At 59.8% G+C, this 16,593-nt stretch carries 17 protein-coding genes and 2 pseudogenes; 11 read left to right on the top strand and 8 right to left on the bottom strand.

What is annotated here, in order from left to right:
- Window positions 1-158 precede the first annotated feature (158 nt).
- The 3 genes and pseudogenes from ISN39_RS09940 to ISN39_RS09930 all read left to right on the top strand — a co-directional run.
- Window positions 159-1,232, top strand: coding sequence for a helix-turn-helix domain-containing protein (locus ISN39_RS09940; protein ID WP_246763316.1), 1,074 nt, complete (start codon window positions 159-161; stop codon window positions 1,230-1,232).
- 239 nt (window positions 1,233-1,471) lie between these two features.
- Window positions 1,472-1,795: pseudogene (locus tag ISN39_RS09935) on the top strand (integrase core domain-containing protein); the annotation flags it as partial.
- A gap of 18 nt (window positions 1,796-1,813) precedes the next feature.
- Window positions 1,814-1,972, top strand: a pseudogene (locus ISN39_RS09930) (hypothetical protein); the annotation flags it as partial.
- Window positions 1,973-2,048: 76 nt separating this feature from the next.
- Here the strand turns inward: ISN39_RS09930 and ISN39_RS09925 are convergent.
- From ISN39_RS09925 to phnC, 7 genes are all read right to left on the bottom strand, one after another.
- Window positions 2,049-2,429 (bottom strand): DUF6481 family protein, encoded by a 381-nt coding sequence (locus tag ISN39_RS09925; protein ID WP_194729931.1) that lies wholly within the window; start codon window positions 2,427-2,429, stop codon window positions 2,049-2,051.
- A 234-nt stretch (window positions 2,430-2,663) separates the two neighbouring features.
- The gene (locus ISN39_RS09920) at window positions 2,664-2,840 is read right to left on the bottom strand and encodes a hypothetical protein (RefSeq protein WP_194729930.1); all 177 of its coding nucleotides are present in this window, start codon (window positions 2,838-2,840) and stop codon (window positions 2,664-2,666) included.
- 21 nt (window positions 2,841-2,861) lie between these two features.
- The gene (locus ISN39_RS09915; RefSeq protein ID WP_194729929.1) at window positions 2,862-3,263 is read right to left on the bottom strand and encodes a hypothetical protein; all 402 of its coding nucleotides are present in this window, start codon (window positions 3,261-3,263) and stop codon (window positions 2,862-2,864) included.
- Window positions 3,264-3,802: 539 nt separating this feature from the next.
- A complete protein-coding gene (phnE, locus tag ISN39_RS09910) occupies window positions 3,803-5,332 on the bottom strand; it encodes a phosphonate ABC transporter, permease protein PhnE (RefSeq protein ID WP_194729928.1) in 1,530 nt (509 codons plus the stop codon).
- A 10-nt stretch (window positions 5,333-5,342) separates the two neighbouring features.
- On the bottom strand, window positions 5,343-6,305 hold the full coding sequence (gene phnE, locus ISN39_RS09905) for a phosphonate ABC transporter, permease protein PhnE (RefSeq protein WP_194729927.1): 963 nt from the start codon (window positions 6,303-6,305) through the stop codon (window positions 5,343-5,345).
- Window positions 6,306-6,377: 72 nt separating this feature from the next.
- On the bottom strand, window positions 6,378-7,283 hold the full coding sequence (phnD, locus tag ISN39_RS09900; protein ID WP_194729926.1) for a phosphonate ABC transporter substrate-binding protein: 906 nt from the start codon (window positions 7,281-7,283) through the stop codon (window positions 6,378-6,380).
- An 87-nt stretch (window positions 7,284-7,370) separates the two neighbouring features.
- Entirely contained in the window at window positions 7,371-8,216 is an 846-nt protein-coding gene (gene phnC / locus ISN39_RS09895; RefSeq protein WP_194729925.1) for a phosphonate ABC transporter ATP-binding protein, read from the bottom strand.
- Between the two features lie 399 nt (window positions 8,217-8,615).
- On the opposite strand from phnC, the gene ISN39_RS09890 reads away from it, so the two are divergent.
- From ISN39_RS09890 to ISN39_RS09855, 8 genes are all read left to right on the top strand, one after another.
- The gene (locus tag ISN39_RS09890; protein WP_074068678.1) at window positions 8,616-9,653 is read left to right on the top strand and encodes a PstS family phosphate ABC transporter substrate-binding protein; all 1,038 of its coding nucleotides are present in this window, start codon (window positions 8,616-8,618) and stop codon (window positions 9,651-9,653) included.
- 61 nt (window positions 9,654-9,714) lie between these two features.
- Window positions 9,715-11,094, top strand: a complete 1,380-nt coding sequence (pstC, locus tag ISN39_RS09885) for a phosphate ABC transporter permease subunit PstC (RefSeq protein ID WP_074068676.1) — start codon at window positions 9,715-9,717, stop codon at window positions 11,092-11,094.
- The gene (pstA, locus tag ISN39_RS09880) at window positions 11,094-12,380 is read left to right on the top strand and encodes a phosphate ABC transporter permease PstA (RefSeq protein WP_074068673.1); all 1,287 of its coding nucleotides are present in this window, start codon (window positions 11,094-11,096) and stop codon (window positions 12,378-12,380) included. The genes pstC and pstA overlap by 1 nt, the downstream gene beginning before the upstream one ends.
- Window positions 12,381-12,393: 13 nt before the next feature.
- On the top strand, window positions 12,394-13,209 hold the full coding sequence (gene pstB, locus ISN39_RS09875; protein WP_074068671.1) for a phosphate ABC transporter ATP-binding protein PstB: 816 nt from the start codon (window positions 12,394-12,396) through the stop codon (window positions 13,207-13,209).
- Between the two features lie 34 nt (window positions 13,210-13,243).
- Complete coding sequence (gene phoU / locus ISN39_RS09870; protein WP_074068669.1) at window positions 13,244-13,957, top strand: phosphate signaling complex protein PhoU; 714 nt, start codon at window positions 13,244-13,246, stop codon at window positions 13,955-13,957.
- Between the two features lie 34 nt (window positions 13,958-13,991).
- Window positions 13,992-14,675, top strand: a complete 684-nt coding sequence (gene phoB, locus ISN39_RS09865) for a phosphate regulon transcriptional regulator PhoB (protein ID WP_022714998.1) — start codon at window positions 13,992-13,994, stop codon at window positions 14,673-14,675.
- A 17-nt stretch (window positions 14,676-14,692) separates the two neighbouring features.
- Complete coding sequence (locus ISN39_RS09860) at window positions 14,693-15,379, top strand: winged helix-turn-helix domain-containing protein (protein ID WP_074068666.1); 687 nt, start codon at window positions 14,693-14,695, stop codon at window positions 15,377-15,379.
- 388 nt (window positions 15,380-15,767) lie between these two features.
- Window positions 15,768-15,956, top strand: a complete 189-nt coding sequence (locus ISN39_RS09855; RefSeq protein WP_074068664.1) for a hypothetical protein — start codon at window positions 15,768-15,770, stop codon at window positions 15,954-15,956.
- Between the two features lie 37 nt (window positions 15,957-15,993).
- On the opposite strand, the gene ISN39_RS09850 is transcribed toward ISN39_RS09855, so the two are convergent.
- Complete coding sequence (locus ISN39_RS09850; RefSeq protein ID WP_194729924.1) at window positions 15,994-16,437, bottom strand: hypothetical protein; 444 nt, start codon at window positions 16,435-16,437, stop codon at window positions 15,994-15,996.
- Window positions 16,438-16,593: the final 156 nt, after the last annotated feature.

Raw genomic sequence — 16,593 nt, 5'->3', positions numbered from 1 at the left:
CGAGGCTGCCGCCACAAGAAGCGCGAAGTAGAAAACAGCGCCGTGCGGCGCGAAATGCAGCTGTAGCGCGATATCACGATCTCCAAATACCTCCGTAGCGGTTGTGGTTTGTTGTAAAAAATGATACTACTGCTCAGGTTTGAAATGAAAAATCTTTCGTGGACATCGGCGAAGGTATTGTCATGGACAACATGCCAGAGACGGGTACCGAGCGAGCGATTGATTACAAATTCCCTTGCTCGATAGATCTGAGTACCCAATCGTTTCCCAGGGACAACCAATTCGAGATATTCAGGAGTGCTCACGTTGGCGTCGCTGATCTGACATTCTGCAAGAGCGCGGACGGTTCCTTTCCCGCCCGACTGAAGGTCTGGATACTCGGTTCGATGCTGGTTGTTTCCACTGTCCTGCCAGGAAAAGGCTACGCCCACGAATGGCGGCACGTGAAGAAGGCGGCATTGGATAACTGGTATTTGTGCTTGCCGGTCCAGGCCCTGGAGCGCGCCTCTGGAGGGCAGACCTTGCCCCATCTTCGATGCCTGGCCAAACCGTTCGAGGTTATGGTGGAAGATGAGGGCGCATTGTCGGTCTTTCTTCCGTCAGATGGGTTTGTCGCGACGTCCACGCTCGAGAGCCTGCTCCATAGGAAGATGGAGGGAGCGTTCGGCCATCTCCTCGCCGACTACCTTGTGCTTCTGGCTCGATCGTTGGCCGACCTCACCGTGGCAGAGGTGCCATACGTGGTCGAGGCCACGAGGAACCTTATCATCGCGTGTCTAGCTCCCTCGCAAGATCGGGTCGTAGACGCTCACACACCAATCGGGGCGGTGGTTCTGGAACGCGCCAAGCGTTTGATAAACACGAGACTTGCCGACCACTCGCTCACTGCCGAGACGATCTGCAGCGAGCTAGGTGTCTCGCGCTCCCGGTTATATCGATTATTCGAGCCGCTGGGTGGTGTTGCGGCCTATATCCGGCATGAGCGTCTGGTCAGGACGCGTGCAGGAATCACCAATAGCAATGACGTTCGGGCTATATTTCATATCGCGGAGGAATGGGGTTTTGACGATCCGTCCGCATATAGCCGGGCCTTCAGACACGAGTTTGGAATGACGCCAAAAGAGGCGCGGGAGGTCGGTTGGTTCCGGGATGTCTTTCATGTTCAACGAGAGAAGAATCTTCGGCATGGAGGCCCGCTCACACTCTGCCAGGCCCTTCGTGGTGTCGCCTAGTCCGGCCGCCTTGCTGCCCTGCCTAACTTGAGCATCGCGAATTGGTGACCCGCTTCCGCGACAACGGAACAACCCAACGATAGTCACGGTCGTTCTACGGGTGCTGACGGATGAGATCCGCTATAAGCTGACCGTGTTGTTGCAAATCAGTGGCTTGGATGATTCTCTTTAAACCGAGTTCGTCACATATAGTGGTATCAGGGGAACTTTTTCTTGCTTCCAGAAGGAAGTTTTCTTTTACCAGAGAATGCCTGGGTCTCGTGGCCGATACCTCGCTCTCCGCCCTGCGTGTTGCTCGTGAGCTGGATCGGATCATCGAGGAACGCGGAAAATCCAAGATGATCGTCAGTGACAATGGCAGCGAATTCACCAGCAACGTGATCCTTCAATGGACGGATTGAACCAAGGTGGGTTGGGATTACATCGCGCCTGGCAAGCCAATCCAGAACGCCTTCATCGAGAGCTTCAATGTACGGTTGCGAGATGAGCTATTGAATGAAACGCTTTTCTCGTCACTGGCTCATGTTCGGTCGGCGTTTTCTAGTTGGCGCAGCGATTACAACGATCTGTCTTCACGCTCTATGCATTTCGCGGTATGCGGCTCTGTCGACATGTCTGATCCAGAGGCTTGGGCTGGTCTTGCGACCTTGATCGCTCTCGAAATCGTGTTGGGGATCGACAACCTGGTCTTCATCGCCATCCTCGCTGACAAGCTGCCACCGAACCAACGACCACGATCCATCGTCTGCCTGTTCGACCGAAAGCTGATCGTCCTCATAGTCTGAGGACTTTGATCAACCAGACCTGCCTTGTCTTTTAGACGCGCCGCGCCTTGCGGGCTGCGTAGCGGCGGTCCCGCTCAGCCTTCCGATCTGCCTCGTCTGAGATCACTCTGGCAATTCGCTCTCTTTCTTGCGTTTCGCGCTCCTCGGCTTTCGCCCGCGCCTCAGCATTGGCTGCGTCAGCCAGGGCGGCTGCGGCGGCAAGGTTGCGTTCCGCTTCTTCCTGTTTTGACTTCACGCGCTCGGCACGTCGTAGTTCACGCGCCTCGGCTGTGGCCCGTCGTTCGGCTCGCCTGGCGACCATCTCAGGGTCGTCGGCCTTGGGCGCGGCCTTGAGTTTGTCAAGCAGGTGCTGCTTGGCTTCGTTCGCCGCTTTGCGACGATTGGCAAAATTATCATCGCCTGGATGTCTCAAGCTATATCGTCCTGTCGTGTGGTTTTCCTATGCCGTTCACAGCTATCCACGCACTTAGCATACGACACGGCATTGCTCTATAATAACCTGACCCTCCCTCACAAACAATTGCGGGGGCGGCTAAGAATCTGGGGCGAAAAGCGTCAAACAATGGCTGCGGCTCGCGAGGGCCGAAATGAGCGAAATCGCCTTTCCGAAGCGAATTCATGACAATGCAAGACAAAGTGATCTTCATCAGCGCTCGTGATCGCCTTTGTCACCTTCGCCCGTTTTTGCCATTGTCTTGGCCTTCGTGCGGCGGTCGGTTGCCAGAGATTTTCCGACGTCCACTGATTCCTTGAGCCGGACGTCTTCGTCGCGCCGGACGTAGCGTTTGTCGGTGCCGCTATCGATGAGTTCGCGCTTTGTCATGTGTCTTCTTTTCGTCGGAGGTTATTGTGTTTTCTCGGTGCCTGCTGGCGCGACAGACTGAGAATCTCCGCCCGTACCGGATCCAGCAGTCGGATCGCGATCCGTCGGCGCGGTTTGCATCTTCTCACCGGCCGGAGGGGTATTGTCGATCACCTTTTGGTCGGTAGGAGTGACAACGGCATTCGGCTCCGTCGTGGTCGATTGGTTGACGTCGGTCGCCGCATCGTTGTCAACCGCCTCGCCAAACATTTCCGAGATGCCCCAAGCGATCATCGCCAGAAACAGGCCCCCGACCAGGACCATCAAGACCGGACGGCCCAGAAACCCTTGTCGTGCTTCGACCGGCGATTCCACGACATCCTTATCCTTATCCTTGTCCTCTGACGCGACCCGGTTGCCGCGCTCGTCTAAATGGGTAGCCATGGCATCATCCTCTTGAATTTCATGCCGCTAAACTGAGATGCTATGGGGAATGTTCCCTCACAATGAAACGAACCTCGCGTCGTGTGTTGCCTGCTCACCAGGAGACACGCTGAATGCCCAGGACCCGGATAATGAGAGTTGCACGCGAAGTTCGATCTTCTCATCATGCGGCTAATCGCAGAGTGCGCCGAAGGCGGATTCGCCTGCGACGGTCCTCGGTACGCTTAGGGACGAAACTGGGAAAAGAGGCTTGTCGCAATAGATGAAAGTGACGGGCGGCTTCGATCAATATTTGTTCCAGGCTTAAGTATTTCAATCAGTTAGCTGAATCATTATCAACTTCCGCCGGCAAGTGGGCAAAACGAGGCGAATTCTTTTGTCTGCCAAATGCAGTTTGTTGACTCAGGAAGCTCATCTTGAACGATGAGCAAAAGACGCAGTCGAGGAAAAATAAACCTCGATAAGTCTTCGTAGGAGCACTCATCATAGATAGTAATTCAGTGAGCTGACACAAGAACCAAACGCCTGCTGCCAAGCGTTCAGCGGCGTCCCATCAGACGTGACCGGATCGCATTCGAGACGGCGTCGAAGGCAAACACGACAATCAGAATGAGGAGCACCATGTAGCCGACGTTCTCCCAGTCCTGGTTGGTGCGCATCGCCTCCCAGAGTTTGAGGCCGATTCCTCCCGCGCCGACGGCGCCGATGATCGTCGCGGAGCGCGTGTTGGACTCCCAGAAGTAGAGGGCCTGGGACGCGAAGACAGGAAGCACCTGCGGCAGGACGCCGAACCGCTGCACCGCAATCGGCGACGCTCCGACGGAGCGGACGCCTTCCCGCTGCTTCTCGTCGATGTTCTCGAGCGATTCCGAATACAGTTTGCCCAGCGTCCCGGTATCCGTGAAGAAGATCGCCGAGATGCCGGCCAGAGGCCCAGGCCCGAAGCCGCGTGTGAAGAAAAGCGCCCAGATCAGCATGTCGACGGAGCGAAGGAAATCGAAGAACCTTTTCGTCACCTGGTTCGTAGGGCGGTTGCGGGTGATGTTGCGTGCCGCCACGAATGCCAGGGGGAAAGCGACGAGCGAGGCGAACAGGGTGCCCACGAACGCCATCACGATGGTCTGCAGGAGCTTCGTCCAGACGTCGAGGTGCTGCCATTCGCTGTTGTAGAGGATGTTGTCCCAGGCGAGAGCGAGGTTGCTTCGCTCCGGGTCGATGCGTGGACCGCTGAGGATGAGGCTTGCAACCTCGGAATATGGCTTCCCGAAGAAGGGAGACCGCGTGTCGAACAGGAAATTCACCCACCCGAGAAACCGCTTGTGGACCTTGACGTCGTTGGTCGTGACTTCCGCCCAGCCCGCGAATCCGAAGCTGGCTATGATCTTCTCGCCCGGCCGCCTCTGCGACGCCCAGTCCGGAAGGGGAGCTCCAATGCGGATGTCCGGCCTGCCCATCGGCACGACGACCGTTTCTCCGCCTCTCGTCAACACCGCCTTATTGGCAGTCATTTCTATCGAGGAACTGCTGCTCATGGCGATCCGCGCCCGTGTGACAACCTCCTCGGTGACGATTGCCGGAGCGGTCGCCACCGGGTGCTGCGCGGGCGAGCCGGACCCTTTAGGTGCGGACGATCCCATGGCCGCACCGGGAGCCATCAGCAATATGCTGCTTTTCGGCTTTGTCTGTGGCTCGGACGGGCTGGCCGTCGGTGTGGCTGTGCCGGTCTGATGGGTGACGACGGATTTTTCGGTCTGCACCCAGTCGGGGTTCGGATGTTCGCCGAGCGGATCGAACCGGGAATAGGAAATCTTCATGGTCCCGTCGGCTGCCATGTCGATCTCGGGACGAACCTCGAAGGAGATCCAGTCGGCAAGGTAGGTGCCGGCGATCGAGTAGTCGGCCTGAGAGAAGACCTTTCCGAACGCGAAGAACCAGAACGAGAACGCGACATAGGCGGCTGCGAGAATGACGAGAAGAGGAGCGCGGTAGCGGCGCAGCGAGGTGGTGTCGAAGAGCTGCGGGTGGCGCGCGGCGATGTCGGCCTTTTGGACGGGCGAAAGCGTGTTCATCGATGCAACCTCATACCACGGCGCGGAACGACTGCTCGCCGACCAGCCTTTTACGCAGCCATGCGGAGAACTGGTCGACGGCAATGATGGTGCAGAAAAGCAGGAATACGATCGCAAGAGTCTTGGCCGGATGACCCTGTCCGATCGAGAGCCTGAGAAGCTCGCCGATGCCGCCGCCGCCGACCGCACCGATGATCGTGGACGCCCGCACGTTGATCTCAAGCCTCAGGAGGAAATAGCTCACGAAGTTGGGCATGACCTGCGGCACCATTGCGAACCAGACCCGTTCGAGCCAGGTCGCGCCGACGGCCCGCAGGCCTTCGTCGGGGCGCATGTCGGCGTTCTCCACCACCTCGAAGAACATCTTTCCGAGCGCTCCGGTGGTGTGGACGGATAGTGCGATGATCGCAGGGACCGGCCCCAGCGACAGAATTGCCAGACAGAAGCCTGCGATGACGACCTCGGGAAACGCTCGAAGAATTTCCATGAAGCGGCGTACGGCGCCCCTGACATAAGGATTCGGCGTCATGTTCTTCGCTGCGGAGAAGCAGAGCACGAATCCCAGGCAGAAGCCGACGCCTGTGGAGAAGATGGCGATATTCACCGTCTCGACGATCTTTTCGACATATTCCGGAACGTAGAGGGTCTGCGTGACGTAGAACCGGCCCTCGGGGTAGTCGTACTTCTGGCTCCCGTCGTAATAGGGGGAGGGGAGATCGAGCAGGGCACGCACCGGCTCCCACGCGTCGCGCGGCACGAGGTCCCCCACGAAGTCCGCCAGATAGCGGAGGCGGTCCCAAAATTTGCCCGCGTTGGTCTCATTGGCGAACCACACCGAACCCGCGGTGAAGACGACGACGAGAAACAGGGCAAGCAACGTCTGGCCGCGGCGCCGGGAGGCAAGCTCATGCCAGTGCCGCTCGATCATGCTTGCAGTTTCACTCGGGGGGTGGCGCAGCGCAGTGTCGCTCATCTTCAGCCTGTCGAACGTGGGATATGGCAAAGCCGCCGGAGGGATCCGGCGGCTTTGCGGGAGGAAACGGTATCAGCCGCCAATGGCTGCCTTGCGGACGTCAATGATCGGCTTGTAGAAGTCGACGTTGACCTCGGTGTAGCCCTTGAAGTCGCCGCCCTGGATGGCAGCGAAGCAGGCCGGGTCCGACTTCGGCAGGCCGAGCATGAATGCCTTGAACTTGGTCTTCATGTCGTCGTTCAGCGAGGAGCGGATGACGACCGGGCCGTTCGGGATGAGCGGCGACTTCCAGAGTTCGACGAGGTCGTCCATGTTCAGGATGCCCTTGTCGACCATCTTGCGAAGGTTACCGGAGCTGTAGCCATCCTTGAACTCGCCCACGCCCGACGCCCAGGTGGTGCCCGCGTCGAAGTTGCCCTTTACGACTTCCAAGACGAGGTTCTCGTGGCCGCCGCCAAAGCCGGTGGAAGAGAAGTATTCCTTGACCGGAGCGCCAATGGCTTCCGGCAGCGTGACGAGGGGAACAAGGTAGCCGGAAGTCGAGTCAGGATCGGCAAAGCCGAGCTTCTTGCCCTTCATGTCTTCGAGCTTCTTGATGCCGCTGTCCTTGCGGGCGACCATGACCGAGTAATAGCCGGTTGCGCCGTCGGTCTGCACGGTCGTCAGGATCGGTTCGACGGCCTTGGAATTGGCGAGATAGACCTTGGCATAGGCGGAGGCGCCAAGTTCTGCGTAGTCCAGCGTGCCGCCGAGCAGGCCCTGGACGACGCCGTCATAGTCGGCTGCCGGGAAGAAGGAGACCTTCTCGACACCGATCGCAGCGGGAAGCTTTTCCGACAGGCACTGGAAATTGCGCAGGCGATCAGCCTCGTTTTCGCCGCCGAGAATGCCGACACGGAATTCCTTGAGGTCTTCGGCTGCGGCAGCGCCGGCAAGCGCTAAAAGCGCTGTCGCGGCAAAGAGTGCTTTCTTCAACATGGTTCTCTCCTGATTGACCGGTTCCCCGGTGGTCTTGCTGTTACGAAGAAGTGTGCCCTTGACGGGGCGGTCGATCGCCGCCGTCTCTCAGAGGCCCGCCAGGGCAACCGGTTGCAGGCCGACGGATGCTTGAGCGGTGGCTGGCGCGGGCATGTTGATCGAGGTAGACGTCATGGTCTCGTCGATGCCGGCGCCATCCTTGTCGGTGCCGTAGATTTCCTTGACCGCAGCCGCTGTCAGCTCTGAAGGCTTGCCGTCGAAAACGACGCGGCCGGCGGCCATCCCGACAATGCGTTCGCAATAGTTGCGCGCCGTATCGAGCGTATGCAGGTTGGTGATGACGGTAATGCCCTCGCGCTCGTTGATGTCGCGCAGCGCATCCATCACGATTTTGGCGTTCAGCGGGTCGAGCGAGGCGATCGGCTCGTCGGCGAGTACCATCTTCGGGTTCTGCATCAGGGCGCGCGCGATCGCCACGCGCTGCTGCTGGCCGCCGGAGAGCGTGCCGGCGGTCTGCAGCGCCGTCTGCTCGATGCCGAGGCGCTCCAGAGCCGCAATCGCATGAATGCGCTCGTCGCGGCTGAAGATGTTGAGGATGCTCAGCATGGTCGGGCGGTGATTGAGGCGGCCGAGCATGACATTGGTCAGAACGTCGAGGCGAGGGACGAGATTGAACTGCTGGAAGATCATCGCGCAATCGCGCTGCCAGTTGCGCAGGGCTTCGCCGCGGAGTGCGGAGACTTCGACGCCGCTGAATCGGATGGAGCCGGACGTCGGCTCCTGCAGGCGGTTGATCATGCGAAGAAGCGTGGATTTGCCGGCGCCCGAGCGGCCGATGATGCCCACCATTTGGCCCTGCGGTATTCTCAGGTTCGTCTGGTCGACCGCCGTCTTGCCACCGAACCGCCGGGTCAAATCCGTTATTTCCAGCATTGGCGCGTCCCTCGTCATTGCGTTGGAGGGGACATATGCCGCGTTCTTAACGGTGTAATGTCGGTTTTATGTCACTTTTATAATGTTTGCCGATTTTCCCTTGGCTGCGCGACGGATAATGGATGTGTTGGCCAGCTCTTTTCTGCCTGGACGCCGGAACCTGCCCGCTCAGTTCGAAATCAGATGGGCAAGTGTCGGGAAGGCATTGACTCTGTTTGTCTAATTTGTTTTTGGTTCGATACTTAAAAATCGGCCTCACTGGCGCAGCTGGCGCGCATCGCCGATGCCTTCCTTCCCGTACAATGAATTGATACAAAACTGTCACAAAACTGTTACGTGGTGCCTATAGAGGGGAGCCGACGCCGAAGCGTCATCGTTAAATTCTACGGGAGAGTATCCATGAAGAAATATCTCGGAAGCTGCGCAGTCGCCGCTATTTTGCTGGCAACCGCAGGCGTCGCATCGGCCCGCGATCAGATCAAGATCGTCGGTTCGTCCACCGTGTTCCCTTACACCCAGGCCGTCGCTGAAGAGTTCGCGAACAAGACCGGCAAGCCTGCCCCGGTTGTCGAGTCGACCGGTACGGGCGGCGGCTTCAAGGCCTTCTGCGGCGGCGTCGGCGAAGACTTCGCAGACATCACCGGCGCTTCCCGCGCGATCAAGGAATCGGAAGTCAAGCTCTGCGCCGGCAACGGCGTGACCGACATCACAGAAGCCCTCATCGGCTATGACGGCCTCTCGATCGCCGTCTCCCGTTCCAATACTGGCGACTGGAACCTGACCAAGGAACAGATCTTCCAGGCGCTCGCTGCCCAGCTTCCCGACGGCAAGGGCGGCCTCGTCGCCAACCCGAACAAGAAGTGGTCCGACATTGACAAGTCCCTTCCGGACGTCAACATCGTCGCCTTTGGCCCGCCGCCGACCTCCGGCACCCGCGACGCCTTCGTCGAACTGGTCATGCTCGAGGGCTGCGCCAAGGTTCCTGGCATGGCCGACATCAAGAAGGCCGACGAGAAGAAATACACGGAAGCCTGCTCGCGCATGCGCCAGGACGGTCCGTTCATCGAAGCCGGCGAAAACGACAACCTCATCGTTCAGCGTCTTGAATCCGATCCGAATTCCGTTGGCATCTTCGGCTATTCGTTCCTCTACGAGAACGAAGACAAGCTCAAGGACATCAAGATCGAAGGTGTGGAAGCCAGCTTCGACACCATCAAGGACGGCTCCTACCCGGTATCCCGCCCGCTCTTCATTTACGTCAAGAATGCGCACCGCGACGTCATTCCTGGCATGAAGGAGTTCCTGGAAGAGTACACTTCCAAGGCTTCGATGGGCGAGGACGGCTATCTTGCCGAACGTGGCCTGACGCCGCTTGACGACTCCAAGCGCGAGGAAGTCGAGAAGGCTGTCCTGGCCGCCAAGAAGCTCGGCTCGTAATATCGAATTTCACCGGCCGCCCGCGCACCCCGCGGGCGGCTTCTTCTCACATGGGGGCAACATGTCCGGTTATCTCTTCCTCGTATTGGTTGCCGCGGCCGTGATCGCGGCCTACTTTGGAGGCTCGCGCGCCCTCGCCGTAGCGACAACGGCAGGAACGAGCCGCATAAAGGCGCATTCCCGGCCGATTTACCACGGCCTCAATGCCGCGATTTGGACTGCTGTTCCCGCTTTCGTATTTCTTCTTCTCTGGCTCGCCTTCCAGTCCAGCGTCATCAATCAGCTTGTGGTGGCCTCATATCCAGGCTCCGAAGCCATGGACGGTGCCGCACGGTCGCTGCTGATCGGCGAAATCCGCCAGGTCGCGGCCGGAAACCTGTTCCGCCAGCCGTCGCCCGAGGTTGCCGCTGCAGCAGAGCACCTGCGGTCCCTCCAGACCTACTCTACCTACCTGATGACGGCCATTGGCCTCTGCATCGCCGCCGTCGGCGCGTTCCTCGGCATGAAGGTAATCAGCCCACGGTATCGCGCCCGCCACAGCGTCGAGACTGCGGTCACGGGCTTCATGATGTTCTCCTCCCTGGTCGCCATCATCATCACGCTGGGCATCGTCGGCTCGCTCGTCTTCGAAGCGCTGCACTTCTTTGCGAAGGTGCCGGTTACCGAATTTCTCTTCGGCCTGCGCTGGGAACCTCAGATCGCCATTCGTGCGGACCAAGTGGCGGGGCAGGGCGCGTTCGGCGTTCTTCCCGTTCTGTTCGGAACGTTTGTCATCTCTGCGATCGCGATGCTGGTCGCGGTGCCGACAGGCATCCTCTCCGCCATCTATCTGACCGAGTATGCGCACCCGCGGTTCCGTGCCGTCGTGAAGCCGCTTCTCGAAATTCTCGCCGGTGTTCCGACGGTCGTCTACGGCTTCTTCGCCGTGCTGACTGTCGCCCCTGCTATCAGGGCTCTGGGCGCGGCCGTCGGGATACCCTCGTCGCCGAACAGCGCGCTTGCCACCGGCCTTGTCATGGGTGTGATGATCATCCCGTTCATTTCCTCGCTTTCGGACGACGCCTTTGCCGCAGTGCCCCGTGCCATGCGCGACGGTTCGCTGGCTCTTGGCGCGACGAAGGGAGAGACTATCCGCAAGGTCCTGCTGCCCGCCGCTTTGCCAGGGATTATCGGCGGCGTCCTTCTTGCACTCAGCCGTGCGGTCGGCGAGACGATGATCGTCGTCATGGCGGCCGGCCTGATCGCGAAGATTACTCTCAACCCGTTCGACGCGGTCACCACCGTGACCGTCCAGATCGTCACCCTGCTGATTGGCGACTCGGAGTTCGACAACCCGAAGACGCTGGCGGCCTTTGCACTCGGCCTCGTGCTCTTCCTCGTCACGCTCGGCTTGAACCTCATCGCGCTGCGCACCGTGCGCAAGTACCGGGAGAAATACTGATGTCCACGACCGCAGTCGCCGGAACGCGTGTCAACTGGCATTCGGACGACATGAAGGCGCGCCGGAAGGCACGCTATGCCGCCGAGCGCCGTCTCCAGGTTTATGGCATGATCGCGATTGTTTTCGCGCTCGGCTTCCTCGCCTTCCTCATCGGTTCTCTGACGCTCACGGGGTACAAGGCGTTCACCCAGACGGTGGCCACCATCAACATCGACCTGAGCAAAGCTGAGCTCGATACAAGCGATATGATGAAGGCCGATTGGCGCGGCGCTGTACGCGACGCGTTGCGCACTCAGGTGGGGGATTTGCCTCGCAGGCAGGAGAAGGCCTACTTCGACCTCTTCACGTCGTCGGCACCGTTCCTCGTCCGCGACGCGGTCATCAAGGATCCGGCGCGCCTTAAGGGGCCGAGCACCTTCGTTATCCCGATGTCGGACCCGGCCGACCAGTTCGTCAAGGGTGAGATCAGCCGGGACACGCCCGAGAGCCAGCGCCGCGTCAGCGACGAGCAGATCGGCATGATCGACCAGCTCGTATCCAAGGGCGTGATCTCCAGCCCGTTCAACTGGGCGCTCTTCCTCAATGCCGACAGCCGCTTCCCGGAACTGGCTGGCTTGGCTGGCGCGATTTCCGGATCGTTCTGGTCGCTGCTGGTCTGCTTCGCGATCAGCTTCCCGATCGGCATCGCGGCGGCGATCTACCTGGAAGAGTTCGCTCCCAAGAACCGTTTCACCGACCTCATCGAGATCAACATCAACAACCTTGCGGCGGTCCCGTCGGTGGTCTTCGGTCTCCTCGGGCTCGCCGTCTTCCTGAACGGCTTCGGCCTACCGCGGTCGTCTCCGCTCGTCGGCGGCCTCGTTCTCTCGCTGATGACGCTGCCGACGCTCATCATCGTCACACGCGTGTCGCTGAAAGCGGTGCCTTCCTCGATCCGCGAGGCGGCTCTCGGGGTCGGCGCCTCCAAGCACGAGATGATCTTCCATCACGTGCTGTCGCTCGCCATGCCGACCGTCATGACCGGCGCGATCATCTCGCTCGCGCGAGCGCTTGGTGAAACGGCGCCGCTGCTGCTCATTGGTATGAACGCCTTCATCACAAGCCCGCCGGATGGTATCTTCGCGGCGTCGACGGCCCTTCCCAGCCAGATCTACATCTGGGCGGACAGCCCGGAGCGCGGCTTCGTATCGAGGACCTCCGCCGCAATTCTCGTGCTGTTGGGCTTCCTCATATTGATGAATGCAATCGCCATCTTCCTCAGGCAGCGTTTTGAACGCCGCTGGTAACGGAGTAAGGATTATGAACATGTTGACTGAAACAGCAGTTGAGAAGGCTCTGGAGCAGAAACTGAATACGAGCGCCTATAAGATGGTCGGCAAGACGGTGTCTGTCTACTACGGCGAGAAGCGTGCGCTTTTCGACGTGAACCTGAACGTCCGCGAAAACACTGTTACCGCCCTCATCGGCCCATCGGGCTGCGGCAAGTCCACGTTCCTGCGTTGCTTGAACCGCATGAACGACACGATCGACAATTGCCGCGTCACGGGCGAAATCAAGCTGGACGACGCGGATATCTACGATCCGGACATCGACGTCGTGGAACTCCGCGCCCGCGTCGGCATGGTCTTCCAGAAGCCGAACCCGTTCCCGAAGTCTATCTACGAGAACGTTTCTTACGGACCGCGCATCCATGGAATTGCGAGGTCGAAGGCCGACCTTGATCAGATCGTCGAAAGCAGCCTCCATAAGGCCGGCCTCTGGAACGAAGTCAAGGACCGCCTGCAGGAATCCGGCACCGGTCTGTCGGGCGGCCAGCAGCAGCGCTTGTGCATCGCGCGCGCCGTTGCCGTCAGCCCGGAAGTCATCCTGATGGACGAACCGTGCTCGGCGCTCGATCCGATCGCGACCGCCAAGGTCGAGGAGCTGATCCACGAGCTTCGCGAGAACTACAGTATTGTCATCGTGACGCACTCGATGCAGCAGGCAGCCCGCGTTTCGCAGCGCACCGCCATGTTCCACCTCGGCAATCTCGTCGAGGAGAATGACACCGACAAGATGTTCACCAATCCGGACGACCCGCGCACCCAGGATTACATCATGGGCCGCTTCGGCTGAGCTGCGGCGTTCAGGCTATTCAAGGACAATCCCAATGGCATCGACCCATATCTTTTCTGCCTATGACGAGGATCTGAAGTATTTGTCCCGCCGCATCTCGGAAATGGGCGGGCTTGCCGAGCAGATGGTGTCGGACGCCGTCCGCGCGCTGGTTAACGGTGACGCTGGCTTGGCCCAGAAGGTCATCTCCGACGATGTCGTCATGGATCACGCCGAGCGCGAGATCGGCGACAAGGCGATCGTCACGATTGCCCGCCGCCAGCCGGTGGCCTCGGACCTTCGCGAGATCATGGGCTCGATCCGCATCGCGGCCGATCTCGAGCGCGTCGGCGATCTCGGCAAGAACACCGCCAAGCGTGTCATCGCCGTGCAGAGCACCGGCGTTCCGCGCAAGCTCGCCCGCGGTCTCGAGCATCTTTCCGAACTGGCGCTGGTCCAGCTCAAGGAAGTACTCGACGTCTATGCCTCGCGTTCAGCCGACAAGGCGAAGTCGATCCGCGAGCGCGACGAGGAAATCGACGCGATGTACACCTCGCTGTTCCGCGAGCTGTTGACCTACATGATGGAAGATCCGCGCAACATCACCAGCTGCACGCATCTTCTCTTCTGTGCGAAGAACATCGAGCGCATCGGCGATCACGCCACTAACATTGCCGAAACGATCTATTACATGGCGACCGGCGCACAGCCGGAAGGCGAACGTCCGAAGGACGATACTGCCAACACCGTCGGCGCGGTCACGGAATGACAATTCCGAACCGGCCCTCAGGAGACAGAACCGAATGATCCCGAGAGTTGCAGTCGTTGAAGACGAAGAGGCACTGAGCGTGCTTCTTCGCTATAACCTTGAGGCCGAAGGTTTCGAGGTCGACACCATTCTGCGCGGCGACGAGGCCGAAATCAGGCTTCAGGAGCGCACGCCGGATATTCTGATCCTCGATTGGATGCTGCCGGGCGTGTCGGGCATAGAGCTTTGCCGCCGCCTGCGCATGCGCCCGGAAACGGAGCGTCTGCCGATCATCATGCTGACGGCGCGCGGCGAGGAAAGCGAGCGTGTGCGCGGCCTTTCCACCGGCGCCGACGACTACGTGGTCAAGCCGTTCTCCACGCCCGAACTCGTTGCCCGCGTCAAGGCGATGCTGCGCCGCGCCAAGCCCGAGGTGCTCTCCACGGTGCTGAAATGCGGCGATATCGAACTCGACCGCGAAACGCATCGTGTTCACCGCAAGAGCCGCGAAGTCCGTCTCGGCCCGACCGAATTCCGTCTACTGGAATTCCTGATGTCGTCGCCCGGCCGCGTCTTCTCGCGTTCGCAGCTTCTGGACGGTGTCTGGGGCCACGACATTTATGTCGACGAGCGCACCGTGGACGTTCATGTCGGTCGACTGCGCAAGGCGCTGAACTTCTCCAACATGCAGGACGTCATCCGCACCGTCCGCGGCGCAGGATATTCGATGGAAGCATAGCAGGGAGGCCGGAGAAGATGTCGGTGCGGGTACTTGTTGTTGAGCAGGACGAAGATCTGCTCGCGACACTGAAGCATGCTCTGGAGACAGAAGGGTATTCGGTGAACTGTCTTCACCCGCATGCGTCGCTGGTCGAGCTCGTGGCGTTGCGGCTGCCTGATGCGGTGATATTCGGTGCGCCGGCTCCTGGCTCGATGGCAATCTCGACATGCCGCCAGTTCCGGACAACTGGAGCGACCGCCCGCCTTCCGATCGTGGTGCTGCTGGACTCGGCCCTCGAGCAGGACCGGTTGGCCGTTCTCTCCGCCGGAGCCGACGACTGCCTCATAAAGGCAGTCTCCCCCGTGGAACTCCTCATCCGCTTGCGGAACCTCCTGCGGCGTCTCAATCCAGCGCTGCTGGAGAGCACGCTGAAGGTCGGGGATCTGACGCTCGATAAGAACGCCCGCCGGGTTCACAGGCAGAAGAAGGAAGTCAAGCTCGGCCCCACCGAGTTCAGGCTGCTCGAGTTTCTGATGAAGTCCCCCGGCCGCGTCCACTCCCGATCGGAATTGAGGGCATCGCTGTGGGGTAACGATGCCAGTGTCGATGAGCGCGCTGTCGACGTACACATCGGGCGTCTCCGGAAGGGCATCAGTTTCGGCAAGGCCGATAAGGTGATCCGGACGGTGCGTGGCGCCGGCTACGCACTCGGCGACTTCTGATCCGGATCAGGTTCCTATCCTATCCCCGTCGCTGTGCGCACAGATTGAGACGCGCGATACAGCTGTTCGCGCAATACGTGTGTCACGTCGATTTCACGCGACTGCCTATATTAGGGTGTGCTTAGTCGCGCTGGAGGTGATTCCAGTCACGCCTTCGGCTCCCATACTCGCCTAAGGGCGTCAGACATATAATCCCGCCGGGATGAGGGTTCGGCCCGATAGGCCACACTCGTCCCAAAGTACAGCTAGTTTGGTTGAAGCGATTTGGAGTATTCCATGACGATCAAGACGGCGTTGTTGAGAATGTCCCTGATTATCGTTTCCGGGTGGGTCATGGTCGGCACCATCACCTTGGTGATGTTCCATTGACCAGCGAGGTGTAAACGGCATGCGGTTCCTGGTGTACACGAAAACGATCGCTGAACTCGATTATGACGAAGAGACGCGCGTCTTGACGATCATCTACCGGGACGGCCAACTGCGATCCGTTCCCCATGTCGATCCCAAGATCATGATGAAAATGGTTGCACAGCTTCCTCCGGAACGATCCCTCTACCTGATGCAGGCGGCGATCTGAACGTCGCGGGCAAGGCAAGGTGCGACCGCACCTGGCGTCAATGCATGGCCTCGATAAAGGCGCGGCGATAGAACGCGCCGAGGTTGATCCGTTCTGCAGCGACCGCCACAAGCTTCTTTTCGAGACGGCGCTCGAATTCCCGCGATCGGGCCGCCCGCGGCCTGCCGTGCGGTGTCGTAGGCTTTAACCGCATCCGTGGTCCGACGTCGTCGCGGTACTGGGCAAGCGTCATGGCGGCCTTGATCAGCAGAGTTCTTATCTGCGGACGGTGCTCGGCAGCGATGACGAGGCCAAACGACTTGATCAGGACAGGCTTCGGGACGGGCAGCTCGATCTCGTCGATGATGTCATTTCCCACTTGCGCTTCCTCGGCGAACACGAGGTATTGGTCCACCAGGTCATGAGCGGCCTCGAGGGTCTCGGTGTCCGGGCTGTACCGGCACCAGGTGTCACCAAAAGCACTCAGCGATCCGTATGACATCAAGAGCTCCTTTGCCCTTCAAATGAACGCGGAAACTGCCTGATTGTTCAAAAGGATGCCGCAAGTGGTGCGAAAGCGGCGCGGCTTCGCCACGATCATTTGCTCCGCGGCGGGATGGCCGCCGCGGGGCAGGGAGGCGCATTTCGCGTAGATTCT

Source organism: Rhizobium sp. 007 (assembly GCF_015353075.1).
In the GTDB taxonomy this organism is placed as follows: domain Bacteria; phylum Pseudomonadota; class Alphaproteobacteria; order Rhizobiales; family Rhizobiaceae; genus Rhizobium.
Note: the sequence above shows the minus strand (reverse complement) of the source record. Positions and strands in the feature narration are given on the sequence as shown.

Excerpts from the sequence above, each read along its gene's own strand:
- phoB (WP_022714998.1), top strand. The coding sequence starts at position 13,992 with ATGATCCCGAGAGTTGCAGTCGTTGAAGACGAAGAGGCACTGAGCGTG.
- pstB (WP_074068671.1), top strand. The coding sequence starts at position 12,394 with ATGAACATGTTGACTGAAACAGCAGTTGAGAAGGCTCTGGAGCAGAAA.
- phnE (WP_194729928.1), bottom strand. The coding sequence starts at position 5,332 with ATGAACACGCTTTCGCCCGTCCAAAAGGCCGACATCGCCGCGCGCCAC.
- phnE (WP_194729927.1), bottom strand. The coding sequence starts at position 6,305 with ATGAGCGACACTGCGCTGCGCCACCCCCCGAGTGAAACTGCAAGCATG.
- ISN39_RS09915 (WP_194729929.1), bottom strand. The coding sequence starts at position 3,263 with ATGGCTACCCATTTAGACGAGCGCGGCAACCGGGTCGCGTCAGAGGAC.
- ISN39_RS09850 (WP_194729924.1), bottom strand. The coding sequence starts at position 16,437 with ATGTCATACGGATCGCTGAGTGCTTTTGGTGACACCTGGTGCCGGTAC.
- ISN39_RS09890 (WP_074068678.1), top strand. The coding sequence starts at position 8,616 with ATGAAGAAATATCTCGGAAGCTGCGCAGTCGCCGCTATTTTGCTGGCA.
- phnD (WP_194729926.1), bottom strand. The coding sequence starts at position 7,283 with ATGTTGAAGAAAGCACTCTTTGCCGCGACAGCGCTTTTAGCGCTTGCC.
- ISN39_RS09860 (WP_074068666.1), top strand. The coding sequence starts at position 14,693 with ATGTCGGTGCGGGTACTTGTTGTTGAGCAGGACGAAGATCTGCTCGCG.
- phoU (WP_074068669.1), top strand. The coding sequence starts at position 13,244 with ATGGCATCGACCCATATCTTTTCTGCCTATGACGAGGATCTGAAGTAT.
- pstC (WP_074068676.1), top strand. The coding sequence starts at position 9,715 with ATGTCCGGTTATCTCTTCCTCGTATTGGTTGCCGCGGCCGTGATCGCG.
- phnC (WP_194729925.1), bottom strand. The coding sequence starts at position 8,216 with ATGCTGGAAATAACGGATTTGACCCGGCGGTTCGGTGGCAAGACGGCG.
- ISN39_RS09920 (WP_194729930.1), bottom strand. The coding sequence starts at position 2,840 with ATGACAAAGCGCGAACTCATCGATAGCGGCACCGACAAACGCTACGTC.
- pstA (WP_074068673.1), top strand. The coding sequence starts at position 11,094 with ATGTCCACGACCGCAGTCGCCGGAACGCGTGTCAACTGGCATTCGGAC.
- ISN39_RS09855 (WP_074068664.1), top strand. The coding sequence starts at position 15,768 with ATGCGGTTCCTGGTGTACACGAAAACGATCGCTGAACTCGATTATGAC.